3 protein-coding genes and 1 pseudogene are annotated in these 3,718 nt (G+C 56.2%); 1 reads left to right on the plus strand and 3 read right to left on the minus strand.

Translation table 11 applies throughout. The features are described 5' to 3' along the window. A pseudogene (gene guaA / locus AC3AYF_RS19250) lies at positions 1-683 on the plus strand (glutamine-hydrolyzing GMP synthase); the annotation flags it as partial. 98 nt (positions 684-781) lie between these two features. Here the strand turns inward: guaA and AC3AYF_RS19255 are convergent. From AC3AYF_RS19255 to AC3AYF_RS19265, 3 genes are all read right to left on the minus strand, one after another. Further along, a complete protein-coding gene (locus AC3AYF_RS19255) occupies positions 782-1,852 on the minus strand; it encodes a type I restriction endonuclease (protein ID WP_295040264.1) in 1,071 nt (356 codons plus the stop codon). A 296-nt stretch (positions 1,853-2,148) separates the two neighbouring features. Beyond that, positions 2,149-2,439 carry a helix-turn-helix domain-containing protein gene (locus tag AC3AYF_RS19260; protein WP_295040262.1) on the minus strand — a complete coding sequence of 97 codons (291 nt, stop codon included), beginning with the start codon at positions 2,437-2,439 and terminating at the stop codon, positions 2,149-2,151. Positions 2,440-2,639: 200 nt separating this feature from the next. After that, on the minus strand, positions 2,640-3,718 hold a 1,079-nt coding region (locus AC3AYF_RS19265; protein WP_295040260.1), incomplete at its 5' end, for an MFS transporter.

Below are 3,718 nucleotides of genomic sequence, written 5' to 3' on the forward strand. Positions count from 1 at the left end.
GCGGCGAGAACGATCCCGAAGCCAAGCGCTAGATCATCGGCAACACCTTCATCGACGTGTTCGACCGCGAAGCCGCCAAGATCGACGGTGTCGACTTCCTCGCCCAGGGCACCATCTACCCGGACGTGATCGAATCCGCTGCCAGCAAGACCGGCAAGGCCCACGTGATCAAGTCGCACCACAACGTCGGTGGCCTGCCGGAGACCATGAAGCTCAAGCTGGTCGAGCCGCTGCGCGAACTGTTCAAGGACGAAGTGCGCAAGCTCGGCCTCGAACTCGGCCTGCCCTACGACATGGTCTACCGCCACCCCTTCCCGGGGCCGGGCCTGGGCGTGCGCATCCTCGGCGAAGTGAAAAAAGAGTACGCCGACATCCTGCGGGAAGCCGACGCCATCTTCATCGAAGAGCTGCACAACGCCGACTGGTACCACAAGACCAGCCAGGCCTTTGCCGTCTTCCTGCCGGTGAAATCGGTTGGCGTGGTCGGCGACGGCCGCCGCTACGAGTGGGTCATCGCCCTGCGCGCCGTCGAAACCATCGACTTCATGACCGCAAGGTGGGCGCATCTGCCGTATGAGCTGCTTGAAAAGGTTTCGAACCGCATCATCAACGAGATCAGCGGCGTATCGCGCGTGACGTATGATGTGAGCAGCAAGCCGCCCGCGACGATCGAGTGGGAGTAGGCCCTACTAGTCGTTTAGATTTGAAAAACCGCTGCTTTTTGCAGCGGTTTTTTTTGTGCCCTTTGCGGCGAGTTCGTTGTTGTTGCTGGCTCCGGGTTTTACCCTAAATATTCCTGCAACGCTTCTATTAGTTTCTGGCGATATTTAAAAAGATCGCTTACCGATTCAATATCTACAAGCTCTTGCTGTTTATCCTTGAAGAAGCCGATACGCTTGATGCTCTTCGTGTTGAAGTGAAGCCGGCAGAGGGGCTTGCGGTTATTGTCATCAAGGAGGATGGCGCAGTATGACTTTGCATCGCGCATGGCAATGCGCGATACATCGACGACCTCTGACAGGATCGAGCGAACGATATTGTATGCATCGATCTCTTCTTGGGTGGTTACAATGTCATCTTGTTCGGGCGCTAGCTGTGCCTGAACAGGCTCGGGTTGAGGGATGGTATCATCTACGTAGTTCCGAGCCAGAGCACCTTTCAAGCGCTGTGCCACTTGTTCCTTGATATACAGCTTACCTGCCTCTCTCACGATTGGCATGAATTCATCGATTACCTGTCTGGTGTGTCGACCTTCGTAGAATCGAGAGACAATGAATTTCACGAACTCTTCGGGAGGCTCTTTGATCGTTTCTTCTATGGCTCGTTTGGCAAGGTTTGTATATTTCAACCGGTTCGCCGTGCTCAAAATCGCTTCTACATCGAAGTTGGGCTTCGTGAATTTACGTAGCTCTTCCACGTCACCGTCGTTAAAGTCCTCAAGGTCGAATATAAAGAAAGGGCGCGAGTCGAGTTTGTTTTGTGCGTCCAGGTCGGAATAGAAACGGTATTTTAAACCGTTGGTAAGAATGGCGAACTTGGCTTCAGTACACCCGAAATAGCGGAACAACTGAGAGTATTGGGTATTGGCAAGGTCGGTCCCCAGCGGTTTGCATTCGATCAGTATCGACAGTTCGTCGTCCTTTCGGATGGCATAGTCGACTTTCTCGCCTTTCTTCGTCCCGACATCTGCGGTGAATTCCGGGACTACCTCCCGTGGATCGAAGGGGTCGTAGCCGAGCGCCGCGAGCAATGGCATGACCAGCGCAGTTTTCGTCGCTTCTTCGGTCTTGATGTGGTCCAGCTGGTCACGCCCCCGCTGGGCAATACTGCTGAGCTTGTCTCCTAGTTCCATGTTTCCCTCGCGTACGAAATTTTTTGTATTGTTACGTTCCATAACACATTAGACCGATGCAAGGATGAGGGCAAAGCGACTTTAGCGGGATATCAACGATTCATGTAGCTGCAAACACCCAGTATTTCAAGACGCTAGGGCGCTGGGAGTGTTCGACTCTACTTTTCATGCGATCTTCAATTCTTTTTCGCCGAGCCTCGGCTTCCGTTTCCTCATCGTCACCGGCCTGATGGAGTTCATGGCTACTAGTCCGAGGTCGTAATCGGGTCATGCGGGTTTGTAGGGCTGCCCCCGCATCAGCAACGGCCAGGCAATTCCTCCTCCTGACGAGTAGCCGCGCGAACGAAGGCGGTCGGGGATCGGCCGAGCACCTTGCGAAACATGCTGGAAAAGGCGCCGGGGCTGTCGTAGCCGAGTTCCAGCGCGGCTCGGGTAACGGAACTGCCGGAGAGCAGTCTGGGAAGGGCGGCCATCAGGCAGGCTTGCTGGCGCCATACGGCAAACGACAGGCCGGTCTGCTGGCGGAACAGGCGATTGAAGGTGCGCTGGCTGCGGTGCAGTTGCCGCGCCCACTTCTTAGACGGCATGCTGGACTGGCGCTTCGATGCACTATGCCCTGCGGTGATTGGCTTTTGGATGGGTGCGGTCATGGTGGGGTTGCGACACCCCATTCCCACCCAAAGGACGTGTATCGAATAGTTGCAGCCGCGAAGACATGTCAGGCATCTAGCCGCCCGCCACAAAGGCGGGCTGTAGTGTGAGACAGGGGGAGGTATTCCCCCTGACCTTACTCTGCCAATGCCGCTGAATATTTTCGACCCGCGCTGAGCCAAGCGATGATGGCCAAGCTCAAGGCCACGAGCGAAATGATTGCGCCCGCCCAGTTCGGAGAGGCCAAGCCGTACCCGGCGGCAATCGTTGCGCCACCTACCCATGCGCCGATCGCATTACCGAGGTTGAACATGCCTATGTTCACCGAGGCAGCCATCGTGGGCGCTCCGGCCTGGCTGGCACGGTCCATCACCAGTTTCTGGATCGGGGCGACTGCCGCGAAGCCAAAGGCGGCCATGAGGAAGACAGCGGCCGACGCGACAATGCCGCTTTCAACGCCGAGCCAGAAGACGAAAAGTACCGCGGCCTGTGCGCCGAGTGTCACAAACAGCGTTCCGAAAAGTGAACGGTCAGCAAAGCGCCCCCCCATCCAGTTGCCAACCGCCAGGCCGAGCCCGAACAGAACCATCAGTATGGCGATACCTGTGTCAGAAAACCCCGCCTCTTCAGTCATCATAGGGGCGATGTAGGTGATGGAAGTAAAGAATGCAGCAGGACCGAAGACAGTGATGCCCATGGCGAGCAAAACCTGTGGGTCTGTGAAAGCACGTAGTTCACTCCTCAATGCGATGGCTTTGCCTGCCTTGATTTGAGGCACCAGCAGCGTGAGGCTGATGACGGTGACGAGACCGATCCCGGCGATCAGCCAGAATACCAGTCGCCAGCTGTAGGCCTGAGCGAGCCAGGTGCCTGCAGGTACACCGAGCAGGTTTGCCATCGTAAGTCCGGAGAACATGAAAGCGATGGCGCTTGCTTGGCGATCTTTCGCGACCAGAGAGGCGGCGATGATGGAGCCAATGCCGAAGAAAGTTCCGTGATTGAACGCTGTTAAAATACGACCTGCCAGTGCGATGGAAAACGTCGGCGCCACTGCCGTAATCACGTTACCAAGTGTGAAGATTAAGGCGAGGCAGATCAACATCGTTTTACGCGGTACTTTGGCGCCTAGAATCGTCAGGATTGGCGCACCCACGAACACGCCTAGCGCGTAGGTGGTGGCCATTAAACCTGACGTGGGGATATCGATGCCGAAGT

Source organism: Salinicola sp., from assembly GCF_982684285.1.

Bases quoted from the DNA above. Each gene is read 5' to 3' on its own strand.
- AC3AYF_RS19255 (WP_295040264.1), bottom strand. From the start codon at position 1,852: ATGGAACTAGGAGACAAGCTCAGCAGTATTGCCCAGCGGGGGCGTGAC.
- AC3AYF_RS19260 (WP_295040262.1), bottom strand. From the start codon at position 2,439: ATGCCGTCTAAGAAGTGGGCGCGGCAACTGCACCGCAGCCAGCGCACC.